Source organism: Pseudoalteromonas sp. MSK9-3 (genome assembly GCF_003590335.1).
In the GTDB taxonomy this organism is placed as follows: domain Bacteria; phylum Pseudomonadota; class Gammaproteobacteria; order Enterobacterales; family Alteromonadaceae; genus Pseudoalteromonas.
Genome location: NZ_MIET01000022.1, coordinates 1 through 20,061, shown reverse-complemented (window position 1 = coordinate 20,061; position 20,061 = coordinate 1). Strand labels below are relative to the sequence as shown.

Below are 20,061 nucleotides of genomic sequence, written 5' to 3'. Positions count from 1 at the left end.
CCAACCCCTATTTTTTAAATACCTATGAGCATCTGGCCGACACGCTTTGCTCAAATTAACCTTCTATTTATCAAGGTACGATCATGACTGTAAAGTCTAACAACACAACCACCTTGGCGGCACAGCATGTCGTCAATCCAAGTGAAGTGGGGCGAAGTCAGCTTGGAAGACAGCTCAATGCCCTGTCGCGCTCATTTTTTAGTATTGAATCTCGCACAGTAAAGGCTTGGTTAGAGTATGTGTCTTCACTCGCCAAGCAAGTTAATTATATTGACGATCGAACGTTATCAGCACAAGGAACATGGCAAGGAATTTTACCCGAAGCGGAGAAGCTGGCGGGTCTTGCGAAGTTAGTTGAATCTGGTGAAGCGGATGAGGCCCTTGTTGAGATAGCCAGTCGTCCAGATATTGCATTACTGCTGACTTTTATTGATTTATTAGGACATAGTAATGCGCAGTTTAATGCGTTTGTTGCACGCCATTTAGATCACTTTTATAGGCAAGTATTAAAGTTTGAGCCATTGGGTGCATCAGCTGATAGCGCACATTTAGTGGTTGCATTGAATAATACTGATGCACTTACGTTGCCTGCGGGCACGCAGTTTGATGGTGGGAAAGACCAAGGTGGTAAGCCTTTGATTTATAGCACCACAGAGGTTGTGACCATTAACAAAGCAAACATTGACCATGTTGCAACGGTGAACAAGACAAAAAGCAGCGGGCAAATTGCACTGAATCATCAGGTTTTGCTGGATACTGAGCAAGGAATAGAGCTCACACAAGGCGAACCGAGTTTCGGTAATGGACTTGGAGCGACTCCAAACGCGGTTGACGTTGGGCTCAAGGTTGCTTCACAAGATTTATTTTTAAGCGGGGGGCAAAGAGAAATTGCGTTGCACTTTGGTGATCAAGCGCAGTTGAATGACTGGTTAGATTGGTTTAATTTTTCTGTTTCTACCAGTGACGGCGTGTTAGCGCTCGATAGCGCTCAAGTGAGTGTAGATGCGCTGCACCATCGGTTAGTCTTGACTGTGGATAGTCTGTTTCCAGCCATCACTCACATAGAGACGACGCCTATCGCTGCAGATAAAGCGTTGCCATTTATCACATTTGAACTGAAACCAGAGTATTACCATTTGTTGTACGGCGATGGTAGCGATGTGTATACACGTTTTAGCCGCTTTAGTATTACCCAAGTTAGTTTGACAACGAAAGTGACGGGGTTAAGCGGCGTTATTGCGAATAATGGTGAAGTTGATTTAGATACCAGTAAACCTTTTGAGCCTTTTGGTTTAGCCCCTAGGTTGGCAACCAAGCTACACTTTACGCATCCGGAACTAGTCACTAAGCGGATTATCAATGCACAGATTGAGTTTGCTTGGTTAGACAGGCCTGATAGCTTCCATGATTACTATCAAGCGTATAGCTATTTTTATAACCAAAAGTTAAACCGTACAAACTATTTTGACAGCACCGCAACGTGTACCTCATCGAAGTCGAGTGAGGAGGTTGGTGTAAGTATCAGTGATCTTATGTCGCCCGAATGCGATTGTCTCGTATGGCCAGACAGTGAGGTAAAAATATCACGCTCAGATGCATCAGATAGTGGGCAAAGCACGCAGCGCTTATTTTATAACCCCAGTGACAATACGTTGCCTAATTCAGAAAATAATGTTGCGCTCAACACCTTGCCCTTTGCGAGTGACGATAATAATGCCAAAAGTACATTTTTGGCATTGCCTTTTGATGAAACAAAAGCAACGCTGTGGCCTAAGTGGTATACCCTCGAATTATCAAAACAAGATTTTGGTCATCAAGATTACGCCAAAGTGATCGAATATTTTGCTTATAAAAATGCCACCGAGGATGAGCCGTTTTTAGTTAATCCGCCTTATACGCCTGTGCTTGACAGCTTGCGTGTGCATTATGAGAGTGAAAGTGTAACGTCATCAGGACAGATGCGCGGCAATCCGATTTTTGTTGAACATATCGCCCCCGTTGGTCGTCCTAGCGAACAAATGACAGAGCAAAGCTTGGTGTCTTTGTTACCTCGCATGGAAGAATTTGGTTATTTGTATATGGCAATCAGTCAAATGACGACGCCAGGGCAAGTACGGATGTATTTTCAAGTCGACCCTGTTGATGGTTATAACATGGGTGATAATCCGTTATTCGTTTGGGAGTACTTTGATCAAGGCAGGTGGCATCGCTTTAAACGAGAAGAGTCGCAAGGTCAATCTGGTGAAGGACGACTGCTCTCAGACAGCAGTTATGATCTATTAGACTCTGGTTTAGTGGTGTTTTACCTTCCTGAGTTATCTCAAGGCGGTTCATTCAATCATGATGGTAAGCTGTGGATCCGAGCGAAACTGAATCATGCAGCTAATGAAATGCCCAACCAGTTTAGCAATATGTCTCCGGTTTACTCAAAACTCAAGGGCGTGTTTACACAAGGTGTCAAAGTTACCTTAACGAGCCAAGACAATGATGCAACGCACTTTGAACAGCCGTTAGCGAGTGAGTCCATTGCCAAATTGCTGTTGCCTGATCCACGCGTTGATAAAGTGATACAGCCTTTTGCCTCGTTTGGTGCCAAAGTGGCTGAAGCCACTTCCCAGTTTGACCGTCGAGTCAGCGAGCGTCTAGCGCATAGACAAAGGCTGTTAACAGGCTGGGATTATGAACACTTCACATTACAGCGCTTTTCGCAGCTGCATTCGGTTCGCCCAGTTGTTAATCAACAAGGCATAAGCTTAGTGGTGGTTCCTGTGAATCACGATGTCTCGGTTTTACAACCAAAAGTGCCACGTTATTTGAAACGACAAATTCGTGACCAAGTGAATGCTTTGTCGGTGCCTAAACTGGTTGTTGAGGTCGATGATCCTAACTACGTTGAAGTGCAGTTGGAGCTCATTGTAAAAATTGACCCCTTGTATGATATTCAGAGCACGGTGATTGAGCTAAACGATATGGTGCTTGATACACTCACGCCATGGAACAAGTTAGATAAACCATTGGTGCGGACAATTTATTTGGCTTCTGTCGCGCAGGTGCTCGAAACACACCCAGCCGTCGATATGGTCCAAGTGATCCGCGCGACAAAGGGAGGAAATGCGCAAAAGCACTACAGTGTTATTCATGCAGATAACCCCCACGACATTTTAGTTCCGGCGCGTAATCATAAAATCTCGCTAGCCAATACCTTGGGCGATGTCTTCGAAGGCATCGGCAAGTGGGAAATTGAACTCGACTTCGTCGTTCAGTAACCGTTTTTATTTACTCCACTCAATTCTCGTAAAGACGCAACCAGCCTAGGTGAAATTTATTTTCACAACCTTGCTGCGCCTGCGTCTTGTCGTTATCAACACCATTAATTCAGGAAAGTTATGGACAATCAAGCTCAGCAGTTAACCAATGCTGTGCCAAATAATCTTGGCCAGGATTTGGCACAACTCCGTCAGCAAGGCATTGCGCGTATACAGCAATTTGCGCCTTCGACGTGGACCGATCATAACCGTTTTGATCCCGGTATCACATTGTTAGAAGCGTTGGTTTATGTGTTATCAGATCTCAGTTACAAGCTAGATTACCCAGTAGCGCAATTGTTAACTCAAGCGCAAGCGGGTGGTAGTACCAAATTCTATGAACCGGAGCAGGTACTATTTAGCCATTGTGTTACAGAAAGTGACTACCGCCGCCTTATTCTGGATTTACAAGACGTTAAAAATGTTCACGTCAACATACGGCAGTTGGCAGATTCAAACACCATAGCGGTCGATTTTAATGTGCTGCTGTATGTCGAAGATGATGGCAAGAAAGCCGCGGTGACTGAGCAAATAAATCAAGCTTTTGCACGGGGGCGCTGTGTCAATCATGTGCTGGGCGACATCGTGTTTTATGAGATTAGCAAAATAAACGTAGGGATGACCTTGGCATTGCGAGATGTCGACGCATTAGTACCTCTACTGATTGAGATCTATACGCTAATTGGTCGTGAAATCTCCCCCGATGTGACGAAATACACAGCGCAGCAATTAGTGAACAAGGGGCTAAGGGTTGGTGATATTTATCAAGGTCCTCGCTTAGAGCGTGGCTTTGTCTTGGACGAAGAGCTGAATAAATCTGCCTATAGCGTGCGTTTATTTAGCTCCAATATCCTCAGCACGCTGCATGAACACAAGCACATTGAGCAAGTGCAAGCATTCCATTTTTTGAATGGGGAAGGCGCACAAAATAACTACAACGCACAAGATGGTTATGAGTTTTGGCAAGTACAATTTGGCAGCGATGACAATGCACAAATTGTTAATATTGCTCAGTTGGGGTTTGAGGAGGCTGAGTTTTTTAAAGCGCTAAATCTTTACATTGATGGTCAACCCTATCAATTGAGCGACACGGAACAAGCTCAGATACGTGATGGACTGACGATATTAAATCGACCTTATTTGCCCCCGCAGTCGAGCTATTTAACAGCGTTGCCAGCAACGCCTCATATCGCATTGAGCGAGTATCACTCTTTACAGCATGAAATGCCAGACGTGTTTGCCCTGACTGAGCAAGTATTAAATGGCAGGATTGATAGTGAAAAAAAGGCGCAGTTACTGCAGTTTAAAGGCTACTTGCAGCTATTTGACCAAGTTTTAGCTGACCAACATAAACAGCTTGATATTTTACCGGATATTTTATCCTTGCCACAGCCATCGTTATTCGAAGTACTTGGCAAAATACAAGATAGCATGCTAGCCAGTGAATCACTGAACAGCGAGCAAGTGCAGCTGTTTTGGCAAAAGGCATTGGCCTTACCACACTCCCAGCTAAGTCAGGCATTGACGGGGCTCAGTGGCATTGAGCATCTGCTGGATACGGCGTCACATGCGTATTGGCAGCAGGGGATGCAACAAACCTTAGAAAGTGACTTTTCTATCGCGCAGCTGACACGCTTAAATCAAAGTTTAGATCATTTACTTGCTCGATTTTCTGAGCGGCCCTTAGATAGCAACCTATTAAAATATAAAGACGTTTTTTCTTTCTATGTTGCCAGCTTAGAAGACGAACAAGACCCATGCCCGAAAGAGCCTTTGTTAGAGCGATTAGTGTTGCTCCGTCAATATGTCGATAAATGTCGGCTACTAACGGAGTTAAGTGAGCTTGGTCAAAACCGATGTAGAGGCTATGACTATTTGGCGAGTAATATTCAGCACAGCCAATGTAGTTCCATGTCAAAAGGGATGATGCGCCGACTCGGTTTCTCTCATCCAGCTCATATGCCATTGGCAACGCACAACAGAGAAAGTTTTTACTTAGTGGAAGGCAGTTTGCTGAAGAGCAGCGCGCTAGATACACAGCAAAATGCGCAATTAGGGCGTAGCCTGTTTTTTGTATTGCCAAACTGGACGACGCGATTTGCCACTTCAGAGTTTCGTCAGCTTACAGAAGCCAAGCTTCGCGAACTTGCCCCTTTGCATATGCCTGTTTATTGCATGTGGCTAGATAGAGAAGCGATGAGTACTTTCGAGCGATTGTATTATGGTTGGTTGAATTACTTTTCTCAAACTCAAAAAGTGCGCTTTACACAACCTAGTAGCTCATCGAAAGCGATACAGCAGCAACTGAGTAAAATCTTAGGTGACTTTTTTACCGCACCCGCTGCTGCGCCAAGTTCACTCACTTGGCTTACGCTCTCTGTATGGGCCCGAGTTCGTAAAACATGGAGTCCAGTAAGGCAGGAAATTGAAAATGAACTAACAAAACAGTTAGGTGAAGACGTAGCGGTTGAGGTTGAAGGTGAGTCGCTCAACGAGATATACAGTAATGTTGATGGCATTATCAAAACAGTGAATACAGATGGCACCGCTCCTTTGTCGCCTGAGGTTAACGTCAATACGGTTTTAAAAGCCGCAGCTGGGGAATTTTATTTAGATTCTGAGAATGATGATGCACAGGCGTCGTGGCAAATTACAACCTTGATTCTAGCGCGCCAGGCAAAGCATGCTGACTCTTGGGGAGAAATTAAAGCCCTAATTGTCGACGCGCTCATCAAGTCACAGAAAAATGAGCCTCGGCGTCGTGACTTGGTGATTGAAGGCCAGTCGGTGCATGAAATCTATCAAAGCGTTGATGAAATCTTGGCTACGTTTGATGGTGGTGAAGAATCGCCCCTAAAAGAGGGCACGAGCGCTTATTCCATTATGCGTAACAGCGCGCAGTATTACTTCCCCGATTTTATCGAATCCCTCTGGCCGATAAGCCAAATTATCATGACGCATCAGGGAGAAACTGATGGCGATTGGGGGGATGTGAAAGCCACCATCGTAGAGCAATTAAAGCAGTATGCTGGGGGTCAGTATGATTTCGTGGTATCGGGCAACACCTTTAATGAAGTGTATGAAAGTGTGCTCAACACTATCTTTGTCAACATCAGTGAGGATACCAGTTTAGAAGAAAGGGGGTCTTTTCCGGACGGGTTCAGTGTAGATGATATCTGTTATCTCACTGCTCAGCATTATATCGATGAAATTTGCCGCCCTAGTATTTCTGATCATGTCGACCGCTCGAAGAGGCTGACAATAGGCTATACCCCGCTGCCTTATTTACGTCCCCTTTATCCTTTGTCGATTTCAACTATTAATCCGAGCTCGTCTGAACAGCCCAAGTTTATCGTTGCTCACAGCAAGCCCAATCGTATTTAATCAAGGAACAACTAATGAACACACTTAATGAGCAAGACGCTACGTTATCAGCCCAATCCAGTACTTTAGTGGAAAAAGCAGACCGTCAGGCTTTAATCGAGAAGTTTGATGATTTAAAAACGCCATCAGGTGATGACTTTGAGGCTATGATCCGCTCTGGTTTTAACCAAATTGATGACCCAATCCAGGTGGTGGAGCACGCGGGCCAAGATGAAATTGAAATTTCATCGGCGTTGAGTGTTAAAGGCACTGCGCCAGAAAGTGGGGAAGTCAGACTGACGCCATCACAACTGAGCATGACTCAACAAGGCACGCAAACTCTGACAGTCGATGCGGATGCATTACGCGTTTTTGAAGATGCTCTAACCGTATCAAAAGCTGATGAAACCGTGGCTGTTTCTCAAACCTTAACTGCTAATAGGCTTGAGCTTGACTCGATGTTGACAAGCCCAAATGTTGAGATAGAGTCACTCAATGTGACCCACAGTGGCCAAGACATTGTGCAAGCAAAGCTCAATGATGAAAATGAGCCAGAAGTTCATGTGATGGGTAAGCTAGAATTGGGCCAAGCACTGAATGTGGCGCAAACAACGACCACAAATGATCTTAGTGTCTCGGCAACTTCGTCTTTGCACCATGCAACAGCGCAAACATTAACGGTGAAAGAGATCGCCACATTAGAAGGCCTACTGGATGCTCAGAATGCGATATTTTCTGGCCATTTACATACCAGAGAAGCCATCAGTGTAGGTATTGATGAGCAAAGCGCTGATGCAAAATTTCATATCGCCAAGGACAGTGATGACAGAGGTGCATTGCTACGTATTGATGATAAGACGCAAGACAGCACGCCGTTTTATATTAACTCTGAAGGTCGAGTAGGGGTCGGCACTACGCAGTTAGAGGCTGATTTTCATGTTACTGGAAATGGACAATTTGGCACTACGGTCGATGGCAATTATGTGCAGCTGAACCGCGATGGTAAAAGTCACTTCCAGGGTCACGTTAGCGTAGCGGACTCAGCGTCGATTGGTAGTGAGGCTTTGCCCATGGCGGCGGGTTCTTTATCTGTGTCAGGAAATTTAGGGCTAGGTAAAACTGACGCTACAGCGAAGTTGGATGTGCACGGTGATGCAGGTGGTGACCTATTTAATGTCGCAACTGTCAATGACCAGTTTGTTAAAGTCACTAATACACCGCTACAAGATGAAGCCAAAGTCACCATTTACCAAGCAACCCAAGTCAAAGACAGTTTGAATGTTGAAGCTGGCGTTAATGCCCAGAGCGTAACTGCACAAGATGTGACAGCAATGGGTCAATTAACAGCTAACACGGCAACAGTAACAAATCAATTAACCGCAGGTCACACCACAGTGAATGAACTGTCAGTGACGACCGATGCCACTATCTCTAAAAAAGCCACCACGAAAAAGCTGTGGGTTGGCGATACCGAAACCGGTGTGACAGAACAAGACCGTGCGAAGGGGGCGGTAGTAAATACCACCATGGCTGTGAAAGACCACGCGACATTTAAAGATATTCAAGCAAGCGAAGATATCGTAACAGACCTTGCGTTGAAGGCCAAAAATGCGCATCTCACACAGGGTATGATTATTGGTGCAGAAGAAAGTGACCAACTCGGGAAGTTAGTGGTTAAGGCCTCGACAGCAGAAGAATCGGCAGTATTAGTCAAAGACTATGAAGATAACGACCTGTTGCGTGTTAAAAAGCAAGGTGTAAATGTAGGTACAGAGGGCATGGCTGTGCCAGTTGATGTCAAAGGTACGTTAAGTACCAGCGATACCATCAGTGCACCACGTCTTAATATTGATGAGCACGTGAGTGTGCATAGTCAGGTTAAAGTTGCACAGGTTGCTGAGCAGGCCAGCTGGATGAGTGACGCCAAGTTGGCGGTGCTCAGTGATAGCTTTAAGCCATCCGCACTTGACGTTAGCCACTTTAATGGACAAAGCGTTCAACGCTTGATCACCACGGATGCGGGTAAGGTAGGTTTATTGCATAGCGCGCCAAGCCGAGCGTTACATGTGGGAGACGAAGCATTGTTTGACGGTTTGGTTGAATTTAGCAGCCAAATTACAGTTAACCATAGCGACGCTGACAAGGGAACACTATTTACTGTCACTGACGATAACGTGAGTGTGGGCAACCCGCTCTCTACTCCCTTATTTGAGAGCTTTGGCGGGGCAACGATTTGGGGTGATAGCACCACGTATGGCACCGTCGAAATTAAAGTGGCAGATGAGACTTTGCTGAGCACCGCAGATTCACAGGTGCTGATTAAGCAGTTAGCTGAGCCCGCGGCACTTAAAATAGAAGACATGTTAAAAACACGTGAAACGCATATCGCAGCAGGTCAGCTTGCTATAAATCAAAGGCCAGTTGATGGTACACAGTTCGCTCTGACAGGAAAAAGCCAAATCACGGGCCAACTTGGTATTAATCAAATGCCGACAGACGAGGTGGATTTTGGACTAACAGGGCAAGCACAGGTCAACGGTAACCTGACACTGTTAGGTGAAGGCATTGCATTGCATGTGCAAGGTGAGGCGCAGGTTGATGAGCATCTTACAGCTAAAAATGGCTTGACTGTCAGTGTGACGCAAAATACCGCGGAGGACCCCAAGCATGCCCTTAAGGTTGAGGGAAGCAGCAAGTTGTCAGGGACATTAACCGTCAGTGAAAACACACAACTGTGCAATGGACTGCATGTGAAAAACGATGTCAGCCGTGCGGATCAGCGTGACGTGGTGATTGAATGCCCGACTACGATTAAAAACACGCTCACAGCGGATGATTTAGTGACCGCCAACAATCGAGTGATTGTGAAGTCCGCAGAAGGTAATGCATTGCATGTGCAAGGTGACACCTTAATGGACCGTCATGTTTCAATCAATGGCGATTTAAAACTCAATCAATCAGAGTTGCCTGCGAATGCCCGCGTGCACATTCAAGAACAAGGCAAGCAAGGGTTATTGATTGAACGTCAAAATGGCCAAGTGGGCATGGTGTTCAATGATGGCCGTTTAGGTATTGGTATTGATAGACCTGATTTCATGTTGGATGTGGCAGAGGATAGCCAATTTAGAAAAGATGTGGAAATCAAGGGGCGTTTAGAAGTGCAAGAAAGTTTGCATGTAGATGAGTATGCAAGTTTTAGAAGTAACATTAATGTGCATGGTAATACAGAAGCCGCTGGAGAGGCACGTTTTGGTTTGCCATTTAACAGTGGTGCAGATGATGAATCAGCGGGTATGCCAGCGGGTGTGGCGCAAGTCGCCATCGATCAAAATCACTTTGCTAAAGCGTTCGCCGTTTATCACCAGGGCGAAAAGCCGGTGGTCATTGAAGAAGGGCGTTTGGGTATACAAACTGATAGCCCAAGAGAGGCTTTGGATGTTGCGGGCAACGCGGTCATTCAAGGCGATATTGTGCTTAATGGCACATTGCGAGGCTCTGGCCGCGTTGAGTGTTTTGATGGTGCAAAAATCTTTGGCGATGTGGAGCTTCGCTCAGACTTGACGGTTAATGACGATGTACACCTCAAAGATACGCTATTGGTTGATGGACAAGCCACATTTAACCGTCATGTGGAAATGAAAACTGAAAGTACCTTCCAAGGCTCGGTAAGGCTTAATGATGAGCTATCAGTGCATAAAAAGGCGATATTACGCGATGAGCTAGCGGTTACTAAACAAACCACATTGCAAGGCGGCTTGACTGTTGAAGGGCTAGAAACTGGCTCGACGATGAGCGTTAGTCCGGCTGCAACATTTAAAAATGCGGTAACGGTACACGGTGAACTGAGCAGCTTAACGGCACTGCGCACTGATGGCGAAATGCGCTCAGCATCAATCACGGTTACAGGCCAGACGGATGATCACATTATTCGTGTGTGTTCAGATAAAGACATGGCACCGTTGAGTGTGAATACGCAAAACGGGCAAGCATTGCATATCAATACGAGCGGAGATGTGGGCCTAGGTACAGACATGCCAGAACATAAACTGGATGTATCAGGCAGTGTGCGTGTGCGTGAGGCTCTGGTGGTTGACCAGCAACTGACATTGAGTGAGGGGGCGGCTGCGCAAGGTGATTTTTCTGTGACAGGTGCGCTCGATAGTGCTTCTTTGCAGCTCGGTGACACGCAGCGAATTAGTGGTATTTCAGCCGATGTTAATTTAGGCGATGAAACGGCCTCTGATAGCCTACTGGCAACACAAGCGGCAGTGAAAGCGTATGTTGATGCCCATTGTTGGACATTAGCAGAAAATAACAAAGTGTTGTTGGTTCAAAATCAGCAAGAGTTTGATGAAGTTATGGCACGCGAATTACTCTCTAACATCACTATTTTGTTACTGCCACATACTTGTCACCCACAGATGAATCGTGCTTATAAATTAAAGCAGCAGGTTCGAATTGGCTCAAATGTCAGCATCATTGGCTTTAATGAGCGAGAAACGCGGATTGTTAAGGCGCATTCAGGTTGTCGATTCTTGCTTCATGGTCAAAGTGATGCCTTGATCAGCGGTGTTGAAATGCGCGGTTTTACGTTTGATGGCTCATTACTCAACGGCGGTGTATTTGAAGAAAACGGTGGGGCATTCCATTTACGTTATGTACAAAGCGCCAAACTCAACTGTGTAATTGAAAATCATCATGTGAATGGTGATGGTGGTGCAATTTATGGTGAAGCTGAGGTCAGCGGTGTTGAAGCGCGTCATATTAAACACTGTAGTTCATCACGCCAAGGTGGTGGTGCATTTGGTCTTAAAAGGTCAATACTTGAGGTGTCAATGTGTCGCGCACAAAGTGGTGGTGCGGTGGCTTATTGTAATGATTGTCAGGTTGTGGCGCAGAACAATACCGCAACGTTGCACGGCGGCGGGGCCTATAAGTGTAAAAACTTGATGGCACAAGGCTATTGGCGCGCGAATCAAGCACAAAGTGGTGATGGTAAGCACATCTTCAGTGGCGGGTGTGATACCGCGCATGATGATGGCACACATCAAGACTATTGGTGGCACGCGCTGTACCTAGATGGCCCTGTTATGTGTGGCTCAAAGCCTTGGCGCAACGACCACATTTAGTCATGAAACTGTCTATTAAACATATAGGGGCCGACATACAGGCCCCTCAGTCGATACTCAATGAAGGCAACAGGCTGGATACTTTGGAAGCCCAGTTTTCGCAGTGGTTTATGCGTGGTCTGGCGCAAATGGATTGGTCTGAACTGGATGAACTCTCACTCGGCGACGAGGTGATTAAACTGCCAGATATTGATATCGACTTGGCAAACCTAGACTGGACGTATGTGCAAGTTGACCCTTATGCCGCATTCACGCGTTATGTTTTCCCACAACTCAAGCGCCGTATTATTGAGCAAGCCAAAGCACAGCAGGTCACTCATGAAACGGTGCAGCCATCATCGTCAATGGTTCAACCTAACTCGCTTAGGGTCACAAGGTTGAATGCCAGTTTACTGGCCTTATTGCGTTTTTTTACGGGCGAGGTGACCGCTTCTTTGGTGAATAAGAGTTCCGTGAAGTTGAGTGTAAAACGTCAAATTATTGATGCGTTACATGCACCTTGTAACTCGCTCGCGCAGTTACATATTAAGACAAACTGGCCAACCTATCGGGCGCATTTACTGCGTGTACTGAATGAAGATAGAGCTGGGTTATTGATTGTGTTAGCACCGTTATTTTCTAGTGAGAAATTAGGGCGCTTACAGTCGTTGCTCAGCAAGCTTTCATTGATGCAATTGACGGCATTTATTACGCATGTGGAGCAGAGTTTTGAGTTGGTGCCGAACACAGCACAACGTGTGCAGCGTAATGAGGTGTTGCTTGCGTTGCATGAACGGTTTGTTGCCAGTCATGCTTTTCAAGAAAGGCTACTGAAGCAGGCGTGTCTCGCGATGCAAAGCGCAAAACAAGTGCAAGCTATTGGGGTTTGGTGTGCGATACAGAGTCAACATCAGGCTCATGACCAGCGCAGTTTACTGGGATTAGAGCGCCTTGTGACGCAAGCAGCGAAAGCCCATGATATGGCAATTGAGTTGGTGGGAGTGAAAGAAGCAGGATGGCAACCTCAGTCCAATAAAGCGGCTTTATCTAATCAAAATATAGATAAAGCGTTATATGTAGCAAGCTTTGATCACGCACGATATCAGTTGCTAGCAACATTACAGGCACATTTAGCGCAGTTACTTAATGCTGAGCTGCTTCCAAAAGCTTGGCTCAAGGCGTTGTTTGACATACAGATGATACGCGTGAGTGAAAGCCGTTTGGGAGCGAAATTAACGACTTTGTTAAGGTCGTTGACCTCTGTGAAGAGCCTTGAGAAGCCTATTAGAGGGACCTCTGAAGCGCATTTAGCACATGTGCAACGCATTGCAGCATTACTGCGCCAAGAAGAGCGCCAAGAAGTGGCTGTAGCGCGTCCTAACTTATATGAGAAAAAACGCTTACAACAGCTTTACAGCTTATTGAGCAGCTTGCCAGATACCCCTGCAGAGTTGCTCATTCGACCGGTTTTGTGGGAGCTTGGGAGGGCGGAGAGAGCCAAAGCACAACGAGTTTGGTTAGATAATATAGCGCAATGGAGCGAACAGTATCGGCATCAGATGCAAGGGCAATCGCTGCTGATAGAGCAAACTGATGAGGCGAGAAAACCGCTGATTGCAACCCTTCAAGCAGTCAAAGCGTGGCTAAAACAGTTATCGAGTGCGGCTTTGTCGGCAAGTCACTTCAGCGACGACAACGACCATGTGTGGCCGCAGCGTGTTGCTACCCGCAAAGGGGAGCAAGCGGCATCACCGACGGTCAAACTATCTTACATATCAGCACAAGAACATAACCATGTAATGAGCGAGGTGTATCTGGATCGCGCTCAATTAACGAGTATGCATCAGGCAATTAATGCATTGTTGAAAAGCTTGCCGATCCATGTCCATTCGAGTGTATGGGGGCTACTTCAAACCAGCAGCAGCTTCAATGAGCTGTTGGCTGTGCTTGATAAATTGTTGGCTGAATTAACACCAAGCACGCAAGCGACTCAGTCACGACAGAATGAAAAAGCAAATACAAACACGATACAGCACGCGAAACTTCAGCTTGGGGATATTGAAAGTAAGCTGAGTGAGCAGTTTTGCAAGATGTATCAGCAGCTCAAAGCTCAGTTAGATAAGCTTATACATGCTTATCAACAAGGCATGCTAATGCCATTGCAGGCTAATTATTTAACAATTGCAGTGCACAATGGCTTATCACAACAGCAAGCGCCATTAATGCAATCTGTACTTTGGCATGGCGTCACCCGCGTGCGAAAAATGGCAAATCTGCTTGAAACACAGCTGCGTGCTTGCCCTTTGTCAGTAGCACGTGTGATGGCATTAATCTCATCACAGAAAACTTGGCTGATTAAAGAAATTGCGCTTATCGCGAACGAGGAGCAACCCGCACAGGTGAATCCTGATGCTAAAAAGGTGCGCAGCGTGATACTTGCACACCTCAAATCGTTGCGGATGTTAGAGCAAGAGATAAAAGCACAGATCCCCTTGATTCATTCGGCAAATGTTGATCCAGATACATGGTATGCACCTGTGATTGATTTTGTGTGTGAACAACTTGACGAAACCAGTTATAAAACGTGGTTTGGTGCACATCGTGATATGCCTAGCGGTAATGAACCTGGCTATCATCATGCTGAGGTTAGCAAGCACCAGAGCACGGCCTCATCATCAAGTGAAGGCGTTTATAATGATGTGTTGAAGCATAGCCGCATGAGTGCCCAGACCAAGTCACAAATTGATGATGCTAGTTCGCAGACACTGCCTTTATGGCAGAGTGACAAAACTGACAGCCAAACGCTGAGTAACGCTGAAGTGGCACGGCACCAAGGAACTGTAGAGCCCGCCATGTCAGAGCAGGCTAGTGATAAGTACACAGCAACCGATGAATGTAGCCAATCTCGCGATAACCCGCAACTCAGAGAAGGCACTAAGGCAGAGCATCAGAAGACATTATTGCATGAGCACGTTAATGGTTATGACGATGAGCGACGCACACAAAAGACACCTAAAAATGATAGCCGTGCAATAGACTCGGTGATGCTAGAGGGGAAACCTTATCGTGCCAAAGCTCCTGTGGCGTACTTGAATGCATTAACGCAGGTTGAATCACACGATCAAGCACAGCAACTACTGGAAGAGCTAACAGCGCATGTGGGTGTAACGCCGGGTTCATCACAGCGCTTTGAGTGGGTAGTCAGGGAGGCTAAAAAACGACTTCAAAAGCGGCGTAATACGACTCGGATGAAGGCAGACCTTCATGCTGCGCGATTGGCAATGAAGCAAACGCAATACGAGCTAAATCAGTTGCAACAAACACCGCATCAAGATGACGAGCCGCTCACATTTGATATTGGTTTAGTCATCTTATGGCCTTTTTTACCCACTTTATTTTCGAAATTACAGTTGTTGCATCCTAGTGAGCATGAACTGGCTGGGCAGTTTGTGAATAACGAAGCGCAGATGCAAGCGCATGCCGCCCTATGCTACATCGCTAACATTGACCCATTGATAGAAGTGAGTTTGACCGTAAATGCATTACTGGGGTTGCCTTTATATCAGCAGCCAGAACAGGCCATTGAACTTGATGATGCGGCCATGAACGCGATTGATGCCATGCTCAACGCACTTGTCAGTCGTTGGGAGGTGCTTAAAGGCATGCCAAAAGAGGAGTTAATACGGATGTTTATCGCACGCGAAGGGACGGTGGAGAACACCGATACGGGCTGTCATATTTGTGCCGTAACGATGCCGCAAGACGTTTTGATGTCGAAGTTGCCTTGGGGGCTTGGCATGGTGCAATTGCCTTGGCTTGGTAAAGCGCTATTACACATTGAGTGGAAATATGGTTTTTAAATACAGAGGATGATTTATGCATACATACAACCAAGCGCCCACGAGTTGATCCTTGAGTATCAACACAGAGCGCAACTTTATGAACAGGCAAGAACGCACGCTCAAAATACGCGAATGCACAGCGAGTATCAGCGAAAAACTCATTTACATCAGCAGTTCTCCCAGCATGTGTTGGCGGGGTTGAATACCCTCAAGAGTGAATTGGCCAATCATGGATATGGTTGTGAAATAGAGATAAAAACTGAGCAACTGGAGCATGAAAACAGTCTGGTTGAAGTGATTAACGAAGTGACATTTATTTTTAGTGGTGATCTGCTAGGCGATGCAACTGCCACTCAAGATGATAGTCAACTGGTGTTTTTACTCAAACGGGGAGTAATCATATTGCATGTCGTTATCGCGCCTTGCAACTGAGCAGTCAGGTATTTGAGCGGTGAAGGGGGAACCTATTTACCACCGACTCATACGGTGCCAACGACACACACTCACTGCAACCATGGTGGTCATGTTCACTCTGTCGGTTATTATCGATTTTACGACGCTGACCTTCATTCAAAAAAGAGCCAATTTAAGCCGCATTTAAAATCACCTATCGGCGTTTATTGCGTCATTTAAAAAAAGTCCTAAATGAGGTAGATGATGGCAAGTTATGCGCAAGCGTTTAGAAGAGTAATGACCCTCAGTGGTCAAAAGGCCGATGTTTATTGTGTTGTACTTGATCAGTTAGATTGCTGGCAAACCATGCAAGGGGCAAGCTTTTCTTAATATGAGTTGTACCTTCTTTTTAAACAGCAATGCTGTGATGAAATTTGGCAGCAACAACAGTTGAGGTTGGCTTACATCCAATGACAAAACTGATCACTGCTGTGGATTTATCGCAAGAGCGCGCAGGGGGCATAACAAACAGCCTCCTACTTGGCACCTTACGTCAGCGTGATATGACCTTATTATTGAAGTATTTTGAATCCCAATTTACAGCGGCGCAATGGTTGCGCATTCAGTTATTTAGGCTCGTTAACGACACAAATGGATTAGACGCGTACTTAACAACGCTGCCTATAGAAACGGTTCAAAGTCAGCCACCCCTCGATGAGTTAATGACGGCAATTTCTTATCTAAAGTCTCGACCTATTGGCTTAGAAAGTTCGGAGATAGCAGCGTGTTTTGAAAAACAGCAAGCGCAGAAGCTACAAGACGAATGGGGTCGCTTTTCTGCTGAACTCTCTGATCTACTTACTTCGCTGAGTGAGCTTAGTTCTGACAATATGACACACAGCGATACGCGCTACTTTGTGATAAGAATGCACTCTTATTTGCATGTATTTAGCCAGAGGGCCGATGTTGCTCATCTGTCACTGCATCAAGTTTATGAGCGACTCATCGAATTCAACACCTGGTTGTTAAGTTATTATTCTTTGGGTCAGCAACAGATTAAAGTGACCGCGGTGTTAGATGCGATGGCTCGGTCGATGGCAAAAGTTAATGCAATTAAAGCTGAGCTTGATAAGCATAACTCAGTCATAAAGTTAGACCTACAACGCGTTGATTATTGGCAATTACCGTTACTCGAGTGGTGCTGTGACACGCTGGGATCTTTCACTGATCATAAAGATACAGAGGTATCTAATGAGTTGTTATTAGCGCCCAATCAGCATGTTGAGCAAGATGAAACTGAGCGTGACGCCGTGGCTGTATTAGGGCGCGTTGAGCAAAATAACGCTTCACATAACTTTTCTCAATCAAAGCTATATCATGGGTTTACCAGATTGCTGGAGCAAGTGTGTTGTGAGGTGAATTCATTGACCAATGGATCTTCATTGAGCGATGTGCAACAACGCTTAGCACAGTTGCTTGTGTTACATGATGAGATCAGTGCGCATATTCGCCCCGAGAGTGATGAGAAGTTAGGGCCGTCAGACACTAGGGCAACCACCCATGATTTTTGTACAGGTGCGCTCGCAAAGCTACGACATGCAACAACCGAGATTCAAAAAAATATGCGGCGGCAAAAGATGAAACACGCAGTGCACTTATCTTCTTTGGGCCTCCCGCAACTCTTGGTAAAGAATCGACAAGCAGCGAAGAGGATAGAACGCAGCGTTGTAAAAAATGAGGCGTTAATAAGTGCAGATGCAGGTGTGGTGCTACTTTGGCCGTTCTTTTCACAACTATTCAGTAAACTGTCTTTGTTAGCCGTGGTAGAAGAAAATGAAGATGTACAGTTTACGAGTGAACAAGCCTTGGCAAAAGCGCACAGCGTACTGTGTTACATTGCAAAAGTAGATCCTCACCTTCACGCAACATACACCATTAATGCTTTGTTGGGACTGCCTGCTGATATTGTTATAGATGAACCTACTGTGTTAGAAGACCATGAGTGCGCAGTTATTGAGCATATGCTCAATGCGGCGATTGCGCGTTGGACGGCTTTGCAAGATATGTCAGTAGCATCTTTTACTGCGCTTTTCTTACAGCGCGAAGGGGAAGTGTGCCTTACTGAGACGGGTGTGAAGATTGAGGTTGAAGACAAACCGCAGGATATATTGATCATGCGTATGCCTTGGGGCCTGGGTCTGATCCAATTACCTTGGTTATCCAGCTTACTTATTGATGTTAAGTGGCACCGAGGTTTTTAGGTACTTCGGACCTTTTTTTCTTGATACAGATAAGGGAGAGTGGCTGAAAAGTTACTCTCCTAACCGATTCATAATGTTCTATAAAAATCATAATGATAGAGCGAGAAAAGTGCCTTCTAAATGTACTCGATATTTAACATATTGAGTCTATAAAGCTCTCATGGTGATACCTGAGAATACCCCCATACAACCGGACTTCCCCAATACCTTACTAAGTTTAACGTTCATATTTTTTCGGAGGACAATTATGTCACTAGTTCACACAACCCCCCTATATAAGTTGATTGATGAACATCAGACGCGTTATGAGCAATATGTAACAGCTCAGCAAAAATCTCATGATCAAGACTCTACCGATACCATCCAATGGCACTCTGTGTTAAACGGTCAATTCTTAAGTTATGTTTTGCCCCAGCTTGAACAGGCAAAAACATTACTGGCAGAACATGGCTACGGTGCAGATATTGTCATAAAAAGAAAGGCGATACAGCAAGGTGACGACTCTGTATTAGATGCGATTACCCAGGTTACATTGTCGTTTTCAGGTTCACATAGTAGTGATGCTGTGCTCTCTAGCCAAAATAGTGAGACTAATCGCCTGTTATTTTTTATTAGTGAGCATTCACACTATATTAGTGCGCGTTATATTACAGCGTTAGCTTCAAGTGAAGTACAGGTTTTGTATTTCTATGATGAAAGTGGTCGATATTATTCCCAAGCTCCTCATTGGCATTATGACTCTGAGCACCCTCATCACCCGCCGTGTAATACATACAGCAGTGAGTCACAGAGTATTATTTCCGATTTTATTAATTTGGTTTTCTTACAGGTGAGAGGAAAACTGACGGCATAAACCATTAAGTTATCAGCCCAAAGATCTTCTATTCACAAAATCTATGTGGCGCCGTCATTAGATATGATTGAAACACACTAGGGTGATTATGGCTGATTATAAAACTACTTTTGATCATGTCTTTCGTGCTCCACAGACAGAGGTCGACATTTTTAATGTCGATATAAACTCACTAGGTTGCTGGAAAACGTTGATAAGTATGGGATTTGAGCCTGATGAGTTATTGGTCTTATTTCGTCAGCAATATTGTATAGAGGTTTGGAAACAGCTTAAAGGAGAGTTGATTAAGATTCAGTTTGTTGCTGATTTATTATTTAAAGCATCAGTTAAAGGCTACTTAGAAGAGATATTAATAAAGTTACAAAATACATTTTCATTACCCTGCAGTGGTGTTGTGTGTCATCAAACTTTATACATATTAAATGATTGTATGTCTTCAATATTGAAAGAGTGGTTGTGTTGGAGTGTTGTTTATTTAGACACTGGTAATGATAGCGCCACAGCGACAATTCCTATTCCAAGCTACTTACTTAACCATAGTACTTTGACTATACGCCATTAGTTTTTAATCGCTATTTAACCTCAGCTCTGGATAAGCGAATTTGCTCAATAAAGCTATTTTTCACACTCTCGGCGTTACATTCATTTGTAATAGCCCGCTAATACTGCATAAAAGTGCCTTGATATTGAGCAAAATATCATCATTGGATTGTAGTTAAGTTTGTTTTAAAAACATTTTCTATTGGCCTTGTTGATCAAATAGCTAACTCCTAATCAACTTCTCAGTTTTAACTCTGTTGCTGATATTTGGGCATACCTAGCCCAGTCATTTTATTTATTGCCTTCACTTTAATCATCGTTTCTGTATGCTGACTATTGAATTGACGACTTTTTAGCTTATCACCCATTAATTGTTTAAAACGATACATCGCTGTC

The 20,061-nt window shown here is 45.0% G+C and carries 9 protein-coding genes and 1 pseudogene; 9 read left to right on the top strand and 1 reads right to left on the bottom strand.

Translation table 11 applies throughout. The annotated features are described in order from the left end of the window. Positions 1-83 precede the first annotated feature (83 nt). The 9 genes from BGP78_RS07285 to BGP78_RS07250 all read left to right on the top strand — a co-directional run bounded on the left by BGP78_RS07285 (position 84) and on the right by BGP78_RS07250 (position 19,687). Positions 84-3,266, top strand: a complete 3,183-nt coding sequence (locus tag BGP78_RS07285; RefSeq protein ID WP_119860775.1) for a hypothetical protein — start codon at positions 84-86, stop codon at positions 3,264-3,266. Positions 3,267-3,386: 120 nt separating this feature from the next. Then, the gene (locus BGP78_RS07280) at positions 3,387-6,689 is read left to right on the top strand and encodes a hypothetical protein (RefSeq protein ID WP_119860774.1); all 3,303 of its coding nucleotides are present in this window, start codon (positions 3,387-3,389) and stop codon (positions 6,687-6,689) included. Positions 6,690-6,703: 14 nt separating this feature from the next. Further along, the gene (locus BGP78_RS07275; RefSeq protein WP_119860773.1) at positions 6,704-11,797 is read left to right on the top strand and encodes a hypothetical protein; all 5,094 of its coding nucleotides are present in this window, start codon (positions 6,704-6,706) and stop codon (positions 11,795-11,797) included. A gap of 2 nt (positions 11,798-11,799) precedes the next feature. Next, positions 11,800-15,636, top strand: a complete 3,837-nt coding sequence (locus BGP78_RS07270; RefSeq protein ID WP_119860772.1) for a contractile injection system tape measure protein — start codon at positions 11,800-11,802, stop codon at positions 15,634-15,636. A 45-nt stretch (positions 15,637-15,681) separates the two neighbouring features. Next, entirely contained in the window at positions 15,682-16,050 is a 369-nt protein-coding gene (locus tag BGP78_RS07265) for a hypothetical protein (protein ID WP_182912242.1), read from the top strand. A gap of 222 nt (positions 16,051-16,272) precedes the next feature. After that, positions 16,273-16,401 (top strand): hypothetical protein, encoded by a 129-nt coding sequence (locus BGP78_RS22880; protein WP_259386228.1) that lies wholly within the window; start codon positions 16,273-16,275, stop codon positions 16,399-16,401. An 80-nt stretch (positions 16,402-16,481) separates the two neighbouring features. Continuing rightward, positions 16,482-18,272 (top strand): contractile injection system tape measure protein, encoded by a 1,791-nt coding sequence (locus BGP78_RS07260; protein WP_119860770.1) that lies wholly within the window; start codon positions 16,482-16,484, stop codon positions 18,270-18,272. Positions 18,273-18,519: 247 nt separating this feature from the next. After that, positions 18,520-19,125, top strand: coding sequence for a hypothetical protein (locus BGP78_RS07255; protein ID WP_119860769.1), 606 nt, complete (start codon positions 18,520-18,522; stop codon positions 19,123-19,125). Positions 19,126-19,213: 88 nt separating this feature from the next. Continuing rightward, positions 19,214-19,687 (top strand): hypothetical protein, encoded by a 474-nt coding sequence (locus BGP78_RS07250; protein ID WP_119860768.1) that lies wholly within the window; start codon positions 19,214-19,216, stop codon positions 19,685-19,687. A gap of 226 nt (positions 19,688-19,913) precedes the next feature. On the opposite strand, the pseudogene BGP78_RS22875 reads toward BGP78_RS07250, so the two are convergent. Beyond that, positions 19,914-20,061, bottom strand: a pseudogene (locus BGP78_RS22875) (IS5/IS1182 family transposase); the annotation flags it as partial.